This window comes from Bacteroides sp. 51 (assembly GCF_010500965.1).
Classification (GTDB): domain Bacteria; phylum Bacteroidota; class Bacteroidia; order Bacteroidales; family Bacteroidaceae; genus Bacteroides.
Genome location: NZ_QVMI01000018.1, coordinates 99257 through 117677 on the forward strand (window position 1 = coordinate 99257; position 18421 = coordinate 117677).

10 protein-coding genes are annotated in these 18421 nt (G+C 47.8%); 7 read left to right on the forward strand and 3 right to left on the reverse strand.

The features are described from left to right. Positions 1-2 precede the first annotated feature (2 nt). The 3 genes from D0T87_RS14525 to D0T87_RS14535 form a co-directional block, all read right to left on the reverse strand. Positions 3-1256, reverse strand: coding sequence for an L-rhamnose isomerase (locus tag D0T87_RS14525; RefSeq protein WP_163175864.1), 1254 nt, complete (start codon positions 1254-1256; stop codon positions 3-5). After that, the gene (rhaB, locus tag D0T87_RS14530) at positions 1253-2722 is read right to left on the reverse strand and encodes a rhamnulokinase (RefSeq protein WP_163175865.1); all 1470 of its coding nucleotides are present in this window, start codon (positions 2720-2722) and stop codon (positions 1253-1255) included. Before rhaB ends, D0T87_RS14525 begins: the two co-directional genes overlap by 4 nt. Before the next feature lie 138 nt (positions 2723-2860). Further along, positions 2861-5662, reverse strand: coding sequence for a glycosyl hydrolase (locus D0T87_RS14535; protein WP_163175866.1), 2802 nt, complete (start codon positions 5660-5662; stop codon positions 2861-2863). Between the two features lie 754 nt (positions 5663-6416). On the opposite strand from D0T87_RS14535, the gene D0T87_RS14540 reads away from it, so the two are divergent. From D0T87_RS14540 to D0T87_RS14570, 7 genes are all read left to right on the forward strand, one after another. Further along, positions 6417-10394, forward strand: coding sequence for a response regulator (locus D0T87_RS14540; protein WP_163175867.1), 3978 nt, complete (start codon positions 6417-6419; stop codon positions 10392-10394). A 115-nt stretch (positions 10395-10509) separates the two neighbouring features. Continuing rightward, positions 10510-11451, forward strand: coding sequence for an ROK family protein (locus D0T87_RS14545; RefSeq protein WP_163175868.1), 942 nt, complete (start codon positions 10510-10512; stop codon positions 11449-11451). A 15-nt stretch (positions 11452-11466) separates the two neighbouring features. Beyond that, a complete protein-coding gene (locus D0T87_RS14550) occupies positions 11467-12198 on the forward strand; it encodes a 6-phosphogluconolactonase (RefSeq protein ID WP_163175869.1) in 732 nt (243 codons plus the stop codon). 104 nt (positions 12199-12302) lie between these two features. Further along, the gene (locus tag D0T87_RS14555; RefSeq protein ID WP_163175870.1) at positions 12303-13628 is read left to right on the forward strand and encodes an MFS transporter; all 1326 of its coding nucleotides are present in this window, start codon (positions 12303-12305) and stop codon (positions 13626-13628) included. Between the two features lie 3 nt (positions 13629-13631). Next, on the forward strand, positions 13632-14078 hold the full coding sequence (locus D0T87_RS14560) for a hypothetical protein (protein WP_163175871.1): 447 nt from the start codon (positions 13632-13634) through the stop codon (positions 14076-14078). A 117-nt stretch (positions 14079-14195) separates the two neighbouring features. Further along, positions 14196-15110 carry a ThuA domain-containing protein gene (locus D0T87_RS14565; protein ID WP_163175872.1) on the forward strand — a complete coding sequence of 305 codons (915 nt, stop codon included), beginning with the start codon at positions 14196-14198 and terminating at the stop codon, positions 15108-15110. A gap of 180 nt (positions 15111-15290) precedes the next feature. Beyond that, positions 15291-18407: a TonB-dependent receptor gene (locus D0T87_RS14570; RefSeq protein WP_163175873.1), complete on the forward strand. Its 3117-nt coding sequence runs from the start codon at positions 15291-15293 to the stop codon at positions 18405-18407. The last annotated feature ends 14 nt before the right edge of the window (positions 18408-18421 follow it).

Genomic DNA, 18421 nt, shown 5'->3' on the forward strand with positions numbered 1-18421 from the left:
TCTTAGTCTCTTTTGCTTGTTACTTCCTTCTCGTAGTTCTGAATCTCAGCGATGAATTCCTCACCTACCGGTACATTGTTCTTCAAGCAGAACATATCCCATACCGCATTCCAGGGAAGTGATTTAGATTCTTCCAACAGTGCCAGACGTTCGAAGTATTGTCCGTTTGCTTCATACTCGCGCAGTTTGGTCAGCGGTTCGAGCAAGGCTTGTATCAAGCATTTTTGTGTAGCGCGGCTACCGATAACGTATGCACCGATACGGTTGATGCTTGCATCGAAGAAGTCAAGACCTACGTGTACTTTATCCAAAGCATCGCAACGAACAATCTCTTTGCAAAGATCCAATGTATCGTCGTTCATGGTGGTTACGTGGTCGCTGTCCCAACGTACGGGGCGGCTCACGTGCAACATGATTTCAGGAGTAAAGAGCAGCAGAGAAGACACTTTATCGGCCACGCTTTCGGTTGGGTGGAAGTGTCCCATGTCTAAAGTCACGATTTTATTGCGGCTTGCACCATAACCGATATAGAAATCGTTAGAGCCTACCGTATAGCTTTCCAAACCGATACCGAATACTTTAGACTCCACACAGTCTTTCATGTTCTTGTATTCGGTTGCGAAGATCTGGTCTAGTGAGTCTTTCAGCAATGCGCGATACTTCATGCGGTTTACGGTAGTATCTTTGCTTCCGTCATGCACCCATAGGTTCATGATACAGGGATCGCCCTGGCGTTTACCCATTTCTTCGGCAATGGCACGGCAACGTTTGGTGTGTTCGATCCAGAAATTACGGATATTATCATCGGGATTAGATAAAGACAAGTCGCCCGATTTAGCATGAGAGAAAGAAGTAGAGTTGAAGTCCAGCTTCATATTGTGCTCTTTCGACCATTGCATCCAGCTTTCAAAATGTTCGGGGCCAACCTGGTCGCGATCAACGAACTTACCACCGAAGTCGCCATAGATTTCGTGCAGGTTCAAGCGGTGAGTACCGGGGATGTATGAAGCGGCTTTCAATACGTCTTGTCTGAGTTCGTCGATATTGCGGGCTTTGCCGGGATAGTTACCTGTAGCCTGGATACCACCGCTCAATGAACCGGTAGATTCAAAACCTGCAACATCGTCTGCCTGCCAGCAATGCAGGGAGATAGAGATTTTCTGCAATGCCTCCATTGCTTTTTCTACATCTACTCCAACTGCGGCATAGCGTTCTACTGCCATATCATACGCTTTCTTAACTAATTCTTCTTTCATGGTTTTTGAGTTTTTAATATATTTAGATATACTTTATAGGCTTCGTCCCACTCCGTTTTATCTTTAGGTTCGAAAGTGGTTAACGGGATTGATTCATTAACGATCTTACGCATTTCGGCGATGCCGGAAGCGGCTCCGGCAGCCATAGCCTGAATCATTACATTACCGATACCGGTAGCTTCGGATGGACCTGCATAGACCACTGCCCCTGTAGAGTTAGCTGTAAACTGGTTCAACAGGTTGTTGCGGCTTCCTCCGCCAATTACATGAAGGGAAGAAAGCGAGCGGGAAGTCAGTTTACGGAGGCTGTCCAACACCTCACGGTAGCGCAGAGCCAGGCTTTCGAAGATGCATCTTACGATCTGGGCGCGGGTTTCCGGGATAGGCTGATCCGTATCTTTGCAATATTGCCGGATGGCTTCTTCCATATTAGATGGATTGGCAAAAACCGGTGCATCGGGGTTTATGATGCTACGGAACGGTTCGGCTGCCTGTGCATCATTAATGAGTTCCATGTATGAGGTTTCGCCCCATTCGGCACGGCAGCGTTCAAGCAACCACATACCGCAGATGTTTTTCAACAGGCGGATGGTTCCTTCTACTCCCCCTTCGTTGGTAATGTTGAGTTCTTCGGTTACTGCATTGATCACCGGTTGCGGGGTTTCTATGCCCATCAGCGACCATGTACCGCTACTCAGGTAAGCGAAGTTTTCGCCTAGTGCAGGAACGGCGGCTACGGCGGAACCGGTATCGTGACCGGCTACTGCGATGACAGGGACTTCTCCGAGTCCGGTGATGCGTTGTACGCCTTTACTTAATACACCTACCTTCTCGCCCGGATAAACAAAACGGCCGAAGTTGTCTTCGGTCAGGCCGATGGCTTCGAGCATTTCGGGTTCGAGTTTGCGGGTCTTGGCATTCACCATTTGCGAGGTACTTGCGATGGTGTATTCGCAAACCATCTCGCCGGTAAGCATGTAGGAAAGGGCATCGGGTGTAAAGAGAATCTTATCTGCTGCGGCCAATGCGCTGTCGTTATTACGGCGGAGGGTATCGAGTTGGAACAGGGAATTAAAGTTCATCACTTGTAGTCCGGTGAGTTCATAAACGCGACTGCTTGGCACGCGTTCGAAGAATTTCCCGGGTGCTCCTACGGTATGAGGGTCGCGGTAGGCGTAAGGTTGGCGGAGGAAATGTCCGTCTTTGCCTACAAGAACGAAGTCTACTCCCCAGGTGTCAATGCCGATGGAGGTGATCTTCACGCCACGGGATGCAACGATTTTCAGTCCTTCTATTATATTACGGTATAGTTCGTAGATGTCCCAGTAGAAGTGACCTTGTACTTCGATTAATTGGTTGGGAAAGCGGTTCACTTCTTCCAGTTTAAGCTCTCCACCGGCGAATGAGCCAAGGATGGTACGGCCACTGGTAGCACCGAGGTCTACTGCAAAATAAGAGTGTTTCATGGTTTCTTTATTCTGAATGATACAAATTTATGGTTTAATAGGTTTTCTTTCTGTATTGATTTTGATAGAAAGGGTAAGGGTTTTGAGGGTTATGAGTTATGAGTTATGAGTTTTTCCTGCGGCATCGCAACTCAAAACTCATAACTCTAAACTCATAACTCTCAAAACCACCGGCCCCAGCAATCCGCTTTCAACCGGTGTCCAATGTCCGTATCCGGTTTTTTGATAGTTACGGTCTACCAGGTTGATTTCTTTGAACTTACGCCAGGGAATCTCTTGCCTGTCCATTTCAGCTATACGATTGGCAGGCAGGTTGGTTACTTCCACTTCGATCATATTCTCGCCCGGGCGCAGGTCTTTGGAGTCGATTACACAACGGAAGGGCACGGCCCACAGGGTAGCCACTTCGTTGCCGTTGATCTTTACGCGGGCGCTTTCGCGCACATCGCCCAAGTCGAGTGTCCAACCTTTGACGGCTGCCCAGTCTTTGGGGTTGATATCGAAGTATGCGCGGTAATATCCGGTTCCCATAGCGGTTTTGGCTTCGGGGAAGTTCAGGTCCGTCCAGGAGCCGAGTTTATCGAGATCGAATTTGTGGGTGATCTGCGGTTCGCTATCGAGGAAGAAGAAGTACCAATTCCGGAGTTCGATATCGCCTTTACCCACGGGTTTAAGATATTTCCAGTCGGCTACCTTTACATCGGCGGAAGCAAAGGTTTTCAGAATCAGAGATTCGCCGGAGGCCAGTTGCAGATATACTTCTGTGCGACCATTGTTCTGACGCAGGCGAGCCTTGCCGGTTTCGCCATTCATCGGGTTGTAGATCATGGCCGATTTGGCCTCGACTGCCAGGGGCACCCAGGCTTCGGTATCTTCTGCTTTCAGGGCGCTAATGAAATAATGATGTCCATCTTTGTTTATACGGCGGATCATGCTTAAACCCTGGTCGGTGCGCATGGTTTCGGCCTTAATGCCGGTCTGCGCCAGGGTTGCAGCATAGTCTGTTCCGAAGATGACGCGTCCTTTGCGGGTGGTTTCTTTGGTTTTTGCTTCTTCTATAATCTTTTTAAAGGCGGTACGGCGGGCATCGAGGTTGGCATATCCGGGAACATCTTCCGGGTATTGCTCCAGGAATACGATGGTAGCGCCCTCGTCGGCGAGTTGGAAGAGTTTGGCCAGTACATCATCGGGCATCAGTTTGGCGCCGGGCACTACCAGTGCGTTGTAGGTGGTTCCGCCTGTGGTCACGATCTTACCATCGGCGCAGGTTGCGTTGCGGATGAAGTTATCGGAGATATAATCCATGTCATAGCCGGCATTGCTGATGCGGTGAACGGCTTCAATGAAGCGTGGAGCGCGTTTGGCCATGCCGTGGATGTCGAACATCAATAGGCGGCCCTTCTGCTCTTGCCACATGTCATAAACGGGCAGGTAAACCAGGAAGTCGTTATCGGGCTGCCCCATTTGCAGGAAGCTCTGACAGCGGGTGATATAAGAGAAAAAGGCAGGGGCATCGCGCCAAATGCTATTCGTGGGACTCATATCAATGGAGGCGTAGAACTTCCATCCCGGCCACGCTTCTTTCCTGGGCGAGTAGGTGGTTCCGTGGAAATAGATATGGTTAACGCCCGAAACGAACATGAGGTCGGCATCTGGTTTGCATTGCGACAGGGAGGTGCGGAAATGCTCCGTCAGCCAGGTAAATGTTTCGGTTGATGTGTACGGTTTGCCTGCCAGGTGTGCACCGGAAGAGGCGTATTTCAGCATAGACATATCCGAGTCGTTGGGACGGGTGAGCGAGTCTTTGCGCAGTCCTTTAATATTGAAGTTGGACAGCCCGAAGCCTTCGGACTCGGGGATGTCAACGGTGGCATACAGGTCGATCAGGTTGCCGGGCGAGCCGTGCGCCTGGTTGCGGGTGATGGCGCCATGCGTGTGTGCCCAGTCGGTCCACTGCCGGGTGAAGTTTTCCAGCAGGAGCTCGCCCATCGTCTCGCGGTAATCGGAGATGATGCGGGCGGTGGTTTCGGTACGTTCTTCGGACAGGAACTGGGGCAGATGTTCTTCGAGTTTGTATCCGCGGCGGGTGGCGAATTGCTCGAAGAAGTCTTCCGTCCAGTCGGCCTGGTACACTTCGTAAGAGTCGTTGAAGAAGGTGTGCGGGTAGCTTGTATTGGACCCGGAGAATGCTTTATCGAACTTGCCCAGGTAGTTTTCTACGGCACTGGCCGAGAGGTGGTTCATGACGTAGCCTTCGCCACCGGGTGCAGCACGTTTCACTTTTTGCAGGGTTTTGCCACAAAATGCGGCAATCAGTCGCCACTCGCCTTTCGGGGCTTTCCAGGTGAGTGAGCCACCGGCAACCATGCTTGTGAGGTCAAGGCATTGTCCTTTTTGGGAGAAGGCCATCAGGCGGTTTAGCCGGGCATAAGGTTTTTGTTTTTCGTCCTGAACTGCGATTTCGAGGGTTTGCTTCTTGCCACCGGTGAGTTGGTATTCGCTGATGATCAGTTTGGAGGCAGCATCTTCGATACTCACATCGGGACCGCCGAAGGGCCAGCCGGTGCCGTTGTTCATATCAATCTGCATCCCAAGGCGGGCTGCCTCGGTTTCGGTATGTTTCAGCATATCCATCCACTGGGGAGACAGGTAGGTAATTTCCCGGTCGTCCAGACCTTGTACGCCATAAATGGGGGTTATTTCCACGGCGCCGATACCGGCTTTGGCGTATTCTTCGAGGTTATACGTCAGGTTTTCTTTGTCTACGGCGCTTCCCATCCACCACCAGCGGCTGCCGGGTTTGGCTTCTGTTTTTACTTCGGGCCACGCGGTGTCCTGTGCCAAAGCAGTATGAAAAGAAAGGAACAGAAAAGAGAGTGCAACAAGCACGGCAAGGTGCCGTTTGCTGTTTATTCGTAAGGGTTTCCAAGTGTTTCGCATGCACTACAGATGATTAAGATTAATGAATTATTTGTTATGATACAAATATATATGTTCCATTCCAAATAGCCGTTCTGTTTTTTGATGGTTATCTTATTCTTTTTGTTTTTTCGGAGTCTGAAATAGATATAATGGGATATTCTTTTTATCCAAACAGGATAAAACAGACGTTTAAGGCTAATGAATAAGATGCTATATTAATGCACTATCTGCACTCTACGAATAAAGAGTTTATACGCAATGAATAAACTGTCGGCACGCAAGCGTTACAAAGGATGAAGAATAGCGCTGTTTTTCACAAAGAATAGCGCTGTTCTTCGAGAAAAACAGCGCTATTCTTCATCCAGTATATAGATTTAGTAAAAACTTGCTAGCCTTACTGTATTGCTAAGCTACGTGTTAAGTATACACAGAGTAGTTCTAGTTCATATCTGATCCCGCTATAGAGCGTTTAGGAATGTATGGATCAATCCTGGTATTGGGGCAAATTGTTAAATTGTCAGAGTCTTTATTAAAGGTTTAGCGCAAAACGGGATCGGAAATGAATTGATTACTGTAGGGGCGGTTCGCGAACCGCCCAATGTACAGAATATACAGAAAACCATTTTCGGGCGGTTCGCGAACCGCCCCTACAGTAAACCATTTCCATCAAAATGGATAAAAAACAAAGCTATTTTGATAGTATTCAAACTCTTTTTCCGACCTTTATCCTTATAATTGCACATTTATAATTTCAGAGTTTAGGTTAACCTGTATGAGTAGAATCCTATCCATCATATGTTTACTCTTTATGTTGTCTGCGAGCGCATCTTCTACTTCCTTTCGTCATATTGGAGTAAAAGATGGGCTTAGCAGTCGTCAGGTTTTCCGGTTAACCAAAGACTCTTCGGGCTTTATCTGGGCCTTCACCTACCTGGGAGTCGACCGTTACGACGGGAATGAGATCCGGCACTACAAACTAGATAAAACCCTCGAAGCCCGCGACCACATCATATCCTCCACCATTATGACCTGCGATCAGGCAGGAACTGTCTGGATTTCACTGAAAAGCGGCAAACTATACCGGTACGATAAACAAACCGATGCCTTCAACCTCGAAGCCGACTTCACCCAACTATTATCCAAAGCCGTAGCACTAAACGACATCTATTTCGATAAAGACAATAACCTCTGGCTGTGCTTGTCAACAGGCATTTACCACTACACCCCCGAAACTAAAAGCCTGACTCAGGCCGGAATGCCCGGCGAACAGGTAAACCGCATCATCCAGCTTTACGACGGCAGTTACGTAGCCGGAACCGGCAAACACCTCTACCGGTTGTGGAAAGAAGAGAACGCCAACACCTTCTCCACCACCAAACGTTTAGACTTCCCGATTGAAACCAGAACCGAATCCCTGTTTACGATTGATCAGAAGCTATTCGTCGGCACATTCTCCGACGGTGCATTTATGATAGATATCCCCAGTGAAAAGACCACCTCGTTTCAGTCTTTTATCCCATCCGTTCCGATCCGTGCTTTCGCATCCACAACAGATCAAACCGTTCTGGTAGGTACCGATGGCTCGGGCGTTTACCAGGTAGATACTGCAAATGGCCAACTCATCAACCGCTATCTTGCCGACGAAGACAACGACAGCAGCTTGGGAGGCAACACCGTCTCCGATATATTCGTCGACGAACGCCATTGCATCTGGGTAAGCACCTACACAAACGGCATCAGCTACCTCGACCCGAACAGTCCCGAAACGCACTGGGTGAGGCATGGTCACAACAACCGCAACTCCCTTATATCCAGTCACATCAACGTAATGTTGGAAGACTCCGACGGCGACTTCTGGTACGGCACCAACGATGGTATCAGCCTTTACCAGCCCGCAACCAACCAATGGACACACTTTCTGGACGATAAGAAAGACAACGCCGGCCACTCCTTCGTTGTTCTTGCCCTCTGCGAAGATACCCGGAAGAACATCTGGGTAGGCGGATATGGGATCGGCATCTTCCGCATCAACAAACAAAGCCGCCGGGTAGAACGAATCAAAACAGGCAGTAATGGTATAGCCACCGACTACGTTTATGCCATTCACCAAGACGGCGACCGCCTTTATTTCGGAGGCATAGAGGGCGACTTTACCTGCCTCGACACCCAAGCCAATACCTACACTTACTATCCCATTGACTGTATCGGCGACATCAAGCCCAATGACGACCATACCCTACTCATGGCGGGATGCGGCGGTCTGGCCATTTTCGACAAGCGCAACGGCAACACCACCTGGTACAACACATTCGGCGGCAGTACCCTGCAATACCCCGTTCGCTGCCTGGTTAAATCCTCCTCGGGAGGCATATGGTTAGGCACCGACGGCAACGGACTCGTATATTTCGACCCGGCAACCGGTGAGTCGAAGGTATTCACCACCGACCACGGGCTGGACTCCAACTCCATCAACAATGTGCTCGAAGATAACTCCGGCGGAATATGGTTCAACACCGAAAAGAACCTCTACTACCTCGACTTCAAGAACAAAAAGGTGATCAACATGAACGAGTTCCTCGACATCAGTTGGGGATACTACAACCCGAACGCCTCCATCAAACTTAGAAATGGAGATCTGGCACTGGGAACAGCCGAAGGGGCACTCATCTTCTCGCCACACTTCGACTTTGATGCAGAAGAGCCGATCGAACTCATATTCACCGACTTCAAGTTGTTGTACCAATCCGTGCAAGCCGCAGCAAGCGGATCGCTGCTGAAGCAAGCCATAAACGAAACGTCGTCCATCCGGCTGAAGTATGCGCAGAACTCCTTCTCGATAGCTTTCTCCGCTATTGATTTCGTTTACCCGCATAAGATACACTACGAGTATAAACTGGATCATTTCAATACAGATTGGCTACCGGCCGATGTAGCCCACAGCGTAGATTACATGAACCTGCCCCCCGGCAAGTATACCTTCCGACTGAAAGCAATAGATAAATACAGCCAGAAAGAGATGGGCGAACGCTCACTGGAAATCATTATCGGAAGGCCGTTCTGGGCGTCTTACTGGGCATTTCTGTTCTACTTCCTGATTATCTGTGTCATCACCTACCTGTCCGTACAGTTTGCCCGCCACAAAATAAAGGCATACAACTCGAAAGAGAAGATTCGCTCTTTTATCAGCATTGCACACGACATACGCACCCCGATTACCCTGATCAAAGCCCCGTTGAGCGAACTGGAATCGCAAGAGGGATTATCCGAAGATACGCGCAAATCCCTGTCCGTAGCAACCAAAAACGCCGAGAAGCTGTTCGAGATGGTCACCCACCTGCTCGATCTGCAAAAGGCCGACCTCAACCCCGAGCGCATCTCTGTCAGCCTACAGAACATATACAGCTATATGGAAGAAAAGATAGCCGACTTCCATACGGCAGCCATCCAAAAAGGAATCAGCCTGAAACTGGATATCGAACCGGACTTCCCGGAACTTTGGTTCGACAAAGGCAAGATGAACAAGATACTGGACAACCTATTGTCCAACGCCCTGAAATATACCGAAGATGGTTCCATCTCCGTTATCGTGCGGCATACCAAGCATAAATGGTCTATCGAGATACTGGACACCGGAATCGGTATACCTGCCAAAGACCAGAAACACCTTTTCAATCAATTCTTCAGAGCCAACAATGCCGTCAGCTCCAAAGAAACAGGCTCAGGCATCGGCTTGCTGCTTGTACAACGAATCGTAAAGCAACTACACGGACAGATTTCTTTTTCCAGTGCCGAAAACATGGGCAGCTCCTTTATCATTACTTTCCCGCGGCAAGGTGCCGCAGCCAGGTCCCGAGGCGGGACAGCCAAGTTTCCATCCGGCATCGAACTCTCCTCCTGCCTGAGGAGGAGTACCCCGAAGGGGGGAGGTGGTGGGAGCCTTCCCCAAGAAGAGCTATCCGAGAACTACGAAGTAATAGAAATCCCGGAAGTAACCGAAAACCAAACCCGCAAAAACGTCCTCCTCCTGGCCGAAGACGATCCCGACATACGCGAGTACCTCACCGAGCAACTATCCAAAGAATACGAAGTAGTCAGCGTATCCGACGGCGAAAAAGCCCTCGAAGTGGCAAAAGAGATCAACCCGGACATCATCATCTCCGACGTTATCATGCCCAAACTCGAAGGCGACGAAATGTGCCGCATTCTAAAATCCTCGATGGAAACCAGCCACATCCCAATCATCCTCCTTACCGCACTAAGCGAAAGAGAATACGTCATTGCCGGACTTGAAGCCGGTGCCAACGATTATATCATTAAGCCTTTCGACTTCTCGGTACTCAAAGTCAGGTTGCGGAATATCCTGCAAAGCCGTCAGCAATTAAGAGAAACCGTTTTATCTTCAGACACCGACTTTGAAGGTATTGATTACACCAACCAACTAGATAAAGAGTTCCTGGATAAGGCAATGGAAATCATAAACAATGAGCTTTCCAACACGGAGTTCTCTATCAATGATTTCTGCCGGGTGCTTGGCATGAGCCGCACATCCGTCTACAATAAACTAAAGACACTGACCGACCAAAGCCCCAACGACTTTATCCGGATTATACGCCTCAATAAATCAAAAGAACTTCTCGCCTCACGCAGATATACCATTGGGGAAGTGTCCTGTATGGTGGGCTTCTCCGACCCGAAATACTTTAGTACCAGCTTCAAGAAGCAATTCGGAGTCAGTCCGAGTAAGGTATAATTGTATATAAACAGTCTACGAACCTTTTTTGTCAGATATTCAACCCTCCTCTACCCGATTGTTCCTAATATTGTGACTATAAACAGTTACATAGTAAAACCATAAAATAAATCAAATGGAAACATATTTAGGACTAGATTTAGGAGGTACCAAGTTACTCATCGGTGAGGTAGACAACCGGGGTAACATTCTGAAGTACAAAAAATACGACTCAGGTTACTTCAATCAACAAGCGGCTTCGGAGATCATCAAAGCATCTCTGGATGACTACATCAAGACCGTAGGATGGACAGACAAAAAGCCCATCGGAATGGGTGTCGGCCTCATCGGGCGGGTAAACCCGGAAGAAGGCGTCTGGCTACAAATCGACCCCAGCCGGACCCAACCTATCGCCCTGGCAAAGGAGTTATTCGACATCTACGGCATTCCCTGCCACATTGATAACGATGTAAAAAGCGCCACCCGTGCCGAACGGGTTTTCGGCTTTGGGCAAATCTCCAAGAACTTTATATATATAAATGTAGGAACAGGTATTGCCGCCGGCTGTGTTGTTAATGGCCGGCAAATCAGAGGCAGCCATTTCAACGCTTGCGAAGTGGGCCATACGCGTGTCGGCGTCAATGTGGGCATCAAATGCGGATGCGGGCGAATGGACTGCGTAGAGCTTATCGCCTCCGGACTTGGCATTGACCGTTGCGCCCGCCTATTGGCAGACAGATACGAAACGAAACTGCACATCCCGGCAGATAAAGGAGAGCGTGTACTGGCCAGCGAGGTGTTTACACTCAGCAAAAAGGGTGACCCCTTATGCGTGCAACTGGTTGAGAATGCTTCGGAAGCCCTGGCCAACCTCATTATGAACCTTGTACGCGTAAGCGATCCGGACACGGTGGTGCTTGGAGGCGGCATCGTTTCCGATGGTTACATACATACCAAAACACTCGAAAAGCTCAGTCCGACCACCATGCGTTTTGTAAACAATGGCGTTGTGATTACCAAACTAAACCCCGACTTTATCGGATTGCTGGGAGCAGCAGCCGTAGCCATGAACATGTAACCCCCAACAGTAACCATGAAAATAACCATCGTAAAAGACGAAGAAGCATTCGATGCGCTGGCTGCCTGGCGTGTGATCGGCGAGATTCTGAATAACCCAAAGGCAGTGGTTGGCTTGTCAACAGGAAGAACAACCAAGAACCTGCATGAGATTATCGCCGGAATCTACAAGCAGTATCCATTTGATGTATCGCAGGTAACGATATTTGGCGTAGATGAAGTCACCAACGTGCCCAGAGAGTATGCCGGGGCATGTTATACCATGCTTAAAAATGAATTGGTCGACGCTTTAGGCATAACCGAAAAGCAATTCATTATGCCGCCAACCACATCGGATGATTTCAATGCCGCCTGCCGCACCTTTCAGAAAGCAATCGAAACCAGAGGCGGAGCCGATATCCAACTCCTGGGGCTTGGCGAGAACGGACATCTTGGCTTCAATCAGCCCGGCTCACCTTTTGAAGGGGAAACCTGGGTCACAAGTATGGATGAAGCGCTGGAAGCCCGCATCAGAAAAGAAACCAACACCCCTTCTGATAAAGAACTGGGCGGACTAACACTAGGACTAAAAAACATCATGCAATCGCGCAAGATACTACTCCTGGCCAAAGGGGAAAGAAAAGCCGATATCGTAAAACAAATGCTCGAAGGCCCCGTGACTACTGATATTCCCGCATCTATATTGCAACTGCATCCGAATTGCGAGTTTATATTTGATGAGGAAGCAGCGGGTAAATTAAAACAGTAGTCCACATCCTGTAGGGGCGGTTCGCGAACCGCCCAATACACAGAAAACATATATCAAACCATTATCGGGCGGTTCGCGAACCGCCCCTACAAACCTAACTACCAATGACACAGCAAGAAAAACAAATAAGTTACGTAGGACCATTCATTACCATGGTCTTCCTCTTCCTCATCGTAGGATTCCTGACCACCGCCAACACCCAATTCCAAGGCCCACTGAAAGAAGCCTTCCTGACCGGAGTCGGCGATCTTAAAAACACATTCGCCACCCTGATCACCTTCTCCTGGTTCCTGGCCTACCCCATCTGCGGAGGTATCGGTTCATCCTGGATCAGCAAATACGGATATAAAGGAACACTCGTCCGCTCCCTTTTCGTTATGATCGCCGGACTAGGCTTCTTCTTCCTTTCCTCTTGGTTCACTGTTCGCTACCCCGATGCCAATATCAATATGGGAAGCAACACCGTACCCATCGGATTCTTCATTTTCCTGTTGGGTTCTTTTGTTGTCGGCGCCTCGGCCACCATCCTGCAAGTCGTTATCAACCCCTATCTGACTGCCTGTTATGTTAAAGGCACCCAACCCATTCAGCGTATGGCTATTGGAGGTTCAGCTAATTCCATCGGTACTACCATAGCCCCCTTCTTCGTTACCGGTATTGTCTTTGGCGGAGTAGCTATGGAAGATGTACAGGTTAGCCAACTCAAGATTCCATTCCTTGCCCTGATGGTCATCATTGCTATCGTTGTCTTTACACTGATGAGGCTTTCCTTACCCGATATTCAGGGAACAAGAGTAGAAGAAGGAGAGAAACTGGAAAAAAGCGTATGGTCCTTCCGCCACCTTACCTTGGGTGTAGTTGCTATTTTCTTCTATGTAGGCGTAGAGGTGTGTATCGGTGCAAACATCAATCTATACGCCATTGAACTGGAAGCAGCCAACGGCCCATTCTCATTCTTCGGTAACAGCTCCCTTACGTTGTTAGGCATCAATTTTGCTATTCCGGCATTGATGGCAACCTTATACTGGGGCGGCATGCTTATCGGCCGATTGGTTGGCAGTTCACTAAGAACCATTCCACCCCGTATACAACTTGTCGTAACGACCGTATCGGCAGCAGCGCTCACCTTACTTGCCGTGGGCATGAATAATCCGTGGATACTTACCGCCGTAGGTTTGTTCCACTCCATTATGTGGGGAGCAATATTTACCCTTTCCGTAAACAAACTTGGTAAATATACATCCGTAGCATCCGGCGTATTTATGATCGGTGTTGTGGGTGGAGCTATTCTTCCTTTAGCACAAGGCATGCTGGCCGATGCACTAGGTGGCTGGCGATGGTCATGGCTGCTTGTTATCATTGGCGAAATCTATATGTTGTACTATGCTTTGATAGGCTCCAGAGTTCATCAATCCGCAGAAACCGAATAAATCATGAAACATTTTCTAATTCTTCTACTTCTGGGTGCTTGTTTTATACAGGCTCAGGCTCAATTTCAGGTAAGTACTCCACGGAAATGGGATAAATACCCACCCGAAGCACAAGAGCGCGGATTTGGTCCGCACACCTCACAATTAGTCCAGATGGACGATGATCCGGCACTGGAAGAGGTTATTCTTTTCAGTACACACAACGGGCATTATCCCTATTTTGACTTGTTCAGGAACTATTATGTTGTTATAGACTATTACACCAAAGAGATCAAGTACAAATCAGATATTGTTATCTCAACAGAACGTGATCTGGTACTTGAAGACCGGAATAATGATGGGATATACGAACTATACCGGCGCTATTTCCAGGATGGAAAGTTTACGGTTGATGAATACGGGAACAATCTCAAAGTAACCTGGGTGCATGATTGCATTGAGTGGAAATAAAAACAACAGCCTCACCCCAGCCCTCTCCAAAGGAGAGGGAGTACGGCGCCGCAGGGTGTAACCCCTTCCCCCTCTCCTTTGGAGAGGGCTGGGGTGAGGCTTTAAATTATACAAAACATGAAAACAATAATCACCCTCCTCATCTGGGCATTCGGTCTATCCCAGCCATGCCACGCCCAAAAGAAAATCAAAGCCATGATCGTCACCGGGCAAGACGGTAGCCACTGGTGGCGGGGAGGAAGCGAAGCCATCAAAATGACATTGGAGAACAGTGAACTGTTCACCGTTGACATCCACATTACCCCGGACTGGAAAGAAGATATTAGCCAATTCAATCCCGATTTCAGCAAATACGAGCTGGTCATTATCAATTACGGAGGAACTACCTGGGCAGAGCCTACACGCAAAAACTTCGAGAAGTTTGTAGCCGAAGGCGGTGGAGTAGTCGTTATCCACTCATCCGTTGTAGGTATGGACGACTGGCCTGCATATAACGAAATGATCGGTTTAGGCGCCTGGAACGGACGTAATGAGAAAGACGGCCCGTATGTATATTACAAAAACGACCAGATCGTTTATGATTACTCCCCCGGCCCGGCCGGATATCACGGGTTACAACATCCTTCCACTATCACACACAGAAGTGCCGGACACCCTATTCTGCAAGGATTACCCACCGAATGGGAACACTTCAAAGACGAAATCTATGCCCGCCTGAGAGGTCCCGGAAAGAACATGGAAATCCTGGCCACAACCTACGAAGAGATGAACGGCAATGGTCGCGACGAACCCATGATGTGGACCGTAAAGTACGGCAAAGGTAATGTTTTCGTTACGCTTCTGGGTCATGCCGGAAATGATCCGGAATTGCGCTACGCTATGGAATGTACAGGTTTTCAGGTAACTCTTCTACGCGGAGCCGAATGGGTTGCAACAGGAAAAGTAACCCAGCAGGCTCCCAAAGACTTCCCTTCCAAAGGTATCATTACATTAAGAAAAGCATTTAAAGCTCCGTTCAACGCATATAACTGATCGACGCCTCACTTCCGCAAGTTCGTTTCCTATCATTTCAGGTTGAAAAAAAGTCATTATACACCCGTTTGTTAGAGAATAAACATTTCTTGAGAGATATTCAACTTCGCCCTGAAAGATAAGAACGAACTTGCACTCAAAAGGAAAACACACCTTGAAACAAACTAATACTTTTTACTCATGAAGAAACAAAGAAAAATCTTCTTGTTGCTACTCACAGTATGCCTTTACTGCACGCAACTCTTTGCTCAACAGAATCCGATCCATATACAAGGAACTGTATATGATCAGTTAAATGACGCCGTACCTGGTGTTAACGTATTCGTGAAAGATAATCCCTCTGTGGGTACAGTGACCAACATTGATGGTAATTTCAGCCTGAAAGCCTCGGTAGGCGATGTGCTTGTCTTTACATTTATTGGTTACGAGAACATTGAACACAAGGTAACCGCATCGGACACCAATCTCAGCATTCGCCTCAAAGATTCATCCGAATTCCTGGACGAAGTGGTGGTGGTAGGATATGGGGTACAGAAGAAAAGTGTGATATCTTCTGCCGTAAGCCGTGTTACTACTGAAGAACTGGACAGAGGAAACCCAACCAATGTACAGAATGCATTGAAAGGTAAGGTTTCCGGTGTACAGATCACATCTAATTCCGGTCAGCCGGGATCTGACTCCAAAATCCGTATCCGTGGTACGGGTACCGTAAATAACACCGACCCGCTATATATTATTGACGGGATGCCATCCGAAAGTGGAATCAACCACATCAACCCTTCGGACATTGAATCTATTGAAATTCTGAAAGATGCTGCTTCGGCTGCCATCTATGGTGCACGTGGTGCAAACGGTGTAGTTTTGGTTACTACCAAAAAAGGAACAAAAGGAAAAGCGAGCCTCAGCTATGAATTTACGTATGGTATTCAGAATCCATCCAAGAAGATCGACCTGCTGGGTAGTGCGGATTATCAGATGTTGATGAACGAAATGGCAGCTAATACTCCGGGCAGAGATCCTTATTTCCCAACACCCTCAACCGTTGATACGGACTGGCAGGATGTGTTGAAGAACAAGAACGCACCGATCATCAATCATAAGGTATCATTAAGTGGTGGTGGAGAGAATTCAACCTATTATGCTTCTTTCGGTTACGTGAAGCAAGAAGGTATCTTTGCCAAAGGACATTCTGATTACGAACGTTACAACTTCCGTTTGAACTATAACAATGTACTTTTAGATACCAAAGAACGCAACTGGCTGAATAAAGTAAGCTTCAACGCCATTGTGAACTATGCAAAGGAAATCAAAACCGGTAATAATATTGGTAACAGTGAAGCCGGCGGTTTAATGTCTTCTATGAATATGTTACCTCCTACTGAGTCGGTTTACCAAACTGATCCTGCAACGCTGGCCAGATACGAATCACTTTACCCGAATCATGTGAAATCGCCCGATGGGCAAGTTTACAACATCATTGATATGAACGACGTGGTAAACCCTTTGGCGAGAATGCAGGTAGAGCACAATCAGAGAAGAATTCCGCAAACATTTGGTGCAAACTTCAGTCTGGATGCTACATTGTTGCCGGGATTAACATTCAAAACAAGCTATAGCAACGACTGGGTATTCCAATCTCTCAAAAACGTTATCCCGGTTTATGAACTGAACAGTACATCTAAGAATGCTAATTCAAGGGTAGAAGACGAAAAGAGAGAGTCGTCCAGTTGGCAGTGGGAGAACGTGCTGTCGTACACCCAAGCGTTTGGTAAGCACAACATAGGTGCACTGGTGGGTACAACCATGTCTTCTTACAACTATTCCAACCTGAAAGGAACAGACTATGACCTGCTCGTAGTAGATATTGACAAAGGATATATTGATACGGCAACGGCAGCCGAAGAAATGTCTAAAGTGGAAGGAGGTGCAAGAGATCATCGTATTGCTTCTGTATTTGGACGTGTTAACTACAACTACGATGAGAAATACCTGTTCGAAGCGGTAGTAAGACGCGATGGTTCGTCCAACTTTGGTAGAAAGCATCAATATGCTACTTTCCCTTCGGTTTCTGCCGGTTGGGTATTGACACGCGAGAAGTTTATGGAGAACAGACCATCCTGGTTGGATTTTGCCAAGATCAGATTCAGCTGGGGACAGAATGGTAACGAAAACATGGATGCGTTCAAGTATACAAGTATGATGACCAAGTCTGGTTTAAGTGCAGTAGAAGCCGGAAAAGTATATACCGGAATGAAACCGGCAGGATATGTAAATGAAGATATTAAATGGGAGACTTCCGAACAAACGGACTTAGGTATTGACCTCCGCTTCTTTAATAATGCGTTGACTTTCTCGGCCGACTATTTTATCAAGAAAACAAAGGATATGTTATTGAACCTCCCTATCCCAATGTATAGCGGATATGGAAAGATGTGGATCAACCAAGGTACGGTAGAAAATAAAGGGGTAGAGTTTGAGGCTTCTTACAGATTCAACGTAGGCCAGGTGAAGTTTAACGTAGGTGGTAACGCATCGTATATCAAAAACACCGTAACCGATCAGGGTGATGACAGAATCGGTTTGAATAGCATCGGTGGTGGTATGGGTGGACAAGTGAGCTATAGTGAAAACGGACGTCCTTATGGATTCTTCTATGGTTATGTACACGATGGTATCTTCCAGAACTGGGACGAGATCAATAACTACAAAACCGAAGATGGCAAGTTGAAACAGCCTAAAGCCCAACCGGGTGATATCCGCTTCAAGGATTTAGATGGTAAAGATGGTATCAATGGTGATGACAGAACCATGATCGGTAAACCGAATCCGGACTGGACGTATGGTTTCAATCTAAACGCAGAATGGAAGAACTTCGACATCAGTGCATTCTTCCAGGGAACAGTCGGTAATGATATCTACAAACTGTACAGACGCTCGAACGTTACAAAAGGTAACTTTGATGAGTCATGGTTGGGTCGTTGGCACGGCGAGGGAACTTCAAACTGGGTGCCTCGTATTATAGAGGGTGATAGTAATAACTATCAGGTGTCCAGCTTCTTTGTAGAAGACGGTTCGTATATGAGACTTAAAGTGGCGCAGATAGGATATACTCTGCCTACAAGTCTGACCAAGAAAGCGTTTATACAAAAAGCCCGCGTATTCGTTCAGGGCGAGAACTTGTTTACCATTACAGACTATAGCGGATATGACCCGGAAGTGGGAACACGCGACGGATTTGACGGGGGTACTTTCCCACAATCGCGCACGTTTACCATCGGAGCAAATATCGTATTCTAAATCAACCTAAAATT

Coding starts and splice junctions, on each gene's coding strand:
- D0T87_RS14525 (WP_163175864.1), bottom strand. CDS start 1,256: ATGAAAGAAGAATTAGTTAAGAAAGCGTATGATATGGCAGTAGAACGC.
- rhaB (WP_163175865.1), bottom strand. CDS start 2,722: ATGAAACACTCTTATTTTGCAGTAGACCTCGGTGCTACCAGTGGCCGT.
- D0T87_RS14535 (WP_163175866.1), bottom strand. CDS start 5,662: ATGCGAAACACTTGGAAACCCTTACGAATAAACAGCAAACGGCACCTT.
- D0T87_RS14540 (WP_163175867.1), top strand. CDS start 6,417: ATGAGTAGAATCCTATCCATCATATGTTTACTCTTTATGTTGTCTGCG.
- D0T87_RS14545 (WP_163175868.1), top strand. CDS start 10,510: ATGGAAACATATTTAGGACTAGATTTAGGAGGTACCAAGTTACTCATC.
- D0T87_RS14550 (WP_163175869.1), top strand. CDS start 11,467: ATGAAAATAACCATCGTAAAAGACGAAGAAGCATTCGATGCGCTGGCT.
- D0T87_RS14555 (WP_163175870.1), top strand. CDS start 12,303: ATGACACAGCAAGAAAAACAAATAAGTTACGTAGGACCATTCATTACC.
- D0T87_RS14560 (WP_163175871.1), top strand. CDS start 13,632: ATGAAACATTTTCTAATTCTTCTACTTCTGGGTGCTTGTTTTATACAG.
- D0T87_RS14565 (WP_163175872.1), top strand. CDS start 14,196: ATGAAAACAATAATCACCCTCCTCATCTGGGCATTCGGTCTATCCCAG.
- D0T87_RS14570 (WP_163175873.1), top strand. CDS start 15,291: ATGAAGAAACAAAGAAAAATCTTCTTGTTGCTACTCACAGTATGCCTT.